The organism is Gemmobacter sp., from assembly GCF_016792925.1.
Taxonomy (GTDB): Bacteria; Pseudomonadota; Alphaproteobacteria; order Rhodobacterales; family Rhodobacteraceae; genus Gemmobacter.
The window spans coordinates 1-1,569 of the sequence record NZ_JAEULU010000178.1; the positions used below are offsets into that span (position 1 = coordinate 1).

The following is a 1,569-nucleotide window of genomic DNA, read 5'->3' on the forward strand; positions in this document are numbered from 1 at the left end:
CCCCCCTGCCCCGCCTGCAAGGCGCGCTTACTTCTGCGGGATGCGCAGGTTCTGGCCCGGATAGATCTTGTCGGGGTGTTTCAGCATGGGCTTGTTGGCCTCGAAAATCTCGGGATAGCGGTTGGCATTGCCCAGCGTGGCCTTGGCGATGGCCGAGAGGTTGTCGCCTTTCTTCACGGTGTAGAACACCGGCGCCGGGGCATCGGCGGGCATTTCGGCCTCGACCTTGGCCACACCGGCCACATTGCCCACGGCGAGGATGACCTTTTCCTGCTCCTCGGGGGTGGCGGCGGTGCCGGCGAGTTTCACCGTATCGCCCTCAACCGCGATCTCCACGCCTTTGGCATCCAGACCCAGCTTGTCGATTTCCTTTTGCAGCGCCTCGACCTGAGCGCGCACTTCGGTGGTGGTTTTCACCTCGGCCGCCTCGGCCTTGGAGCCGAACAGCGACGCGCCTGCATCTTTCACAAAGGACCATACACCCATGGCAACTCTCCCATTCAGGGCGAAGGCACCCTGCCCTGCCCGTACCGAAACGCAGCATGGCCGGGATGGTTGCGCCGGTCCAGTGAAGAAATTGCGGCAAAATTCCCCGCGCCTGCGTGGTCAGTGGGCCTCGCCATCGGTGAATTGCAGCCGCGCGAGGCGCGCATAAAGCCCGCCCTCGGCCACCAGCGCCTCATGGCTGCCCTGCGCCACGATGCGGCCCTGATCAAAGACCACGATCCGGTCGGCGCGTTTCACCGTGGCGAGCCGATGCGCCACCACCAGCACGCTCCGCCCCTCGGCCAGCCGCTCCACCGCGCCCTGCACCGCGCGTTCGCTTTCGGCATCCAGCGCCGAGGTCGCCTCGTCCAGCAGCAGCACCGGCGCGTCGCGCAGGATGGCGCGGGCAATGGCGATCCGTTGCTTCTGCCCGCCCGACAGCATCACGCCGCGTTCGCCCAGCCAGGTGTCATAGCCCTCGGGCAGCGCCGAGATGAAGTCATGCGCGGCGGCGGCGGCAGCGGCGGCCTCCACCTCGGCATCACTCGCCTCGGGGCGGCCAAAGCGGATATTGTCGCGCGCCGAGGCCGCAAAGATCACCGGGTCTTGCGGCACCAGCGCCAGCGCGCGGCGGAAGTCATCGCGCGCCATCTCGGGCAGTGCCACGCCATCCAGCGTGATGCGCCCCGCCTGCGGATCATAAAAACGCATCAGCAGTTGCAGGATGGTGGATTTGCCCGCGCCCGAGGGGCCGACAAGCGCCACCGTCTCGCCCGGCGCCACGCGCAGGTCGATGCCGTGCAGCGCAGGCGCATCGGGGCGCGCGGGATAGGTGAAGCTCACTCCTTCCAGCGCGATCTCGCCCCGCACCGGGCGCGGCAGCGCACGCGGGCTTGCCGGGTCTTGCACCGCGTCGGGGGCTGTCAGCAGCTCCACCAGCCGCTCGGTCGCGCCCGCCGCGCGTTGCAGCTCGCCCCAGATTTCCGACAGCGCGCCCACGGCCCCCGCCACCATCACGGCATAGATGACAAACTGCACCAGCTCGCCCGGCGACATCGCCCCCGCCCGCACATCGCGCGCGCC

At 68.6% G+C, this 1,569-nt stretch carries 2 protein-coding genes; both read right to left on the reverse strand.

What is annotated here, in order from left to right; all coding sequences use genetic code 11:
• Positions 1 to 27 precede the first annotated feature (27 nt).
• A complete protein-coding gene (gene lysM, locus JNN06_RS08390; RefSeq protein WP_291239136.1) occupies positions 28 to 486 on the reverse strand; it encodes a peptidoglycan-binding protein LysM in 459 nt (152 codons plus the stop codon).
• Positions 487 to 606: 120 nt separating this feature from the next.
• Positions 607 to 1,569, reverse strand: a 963-nt coding sequence (locus tag JNN06_RS08395; RefSeq protein ID WP_291239137.1) for an ATP-binding cassette domain-containing protein, incomplete at its 5' end; no start/stop codon positions are given.

What these genes read in the sequence shown, in the direction of transcription:
- lysM (WP_291239136.1), bottom strand. Translation starts at nt 486, where the DNA reads ATGGGTGTATGGTCCTTTGTGAAAGATGCAGGCGCGTCGCTGTTCGGC.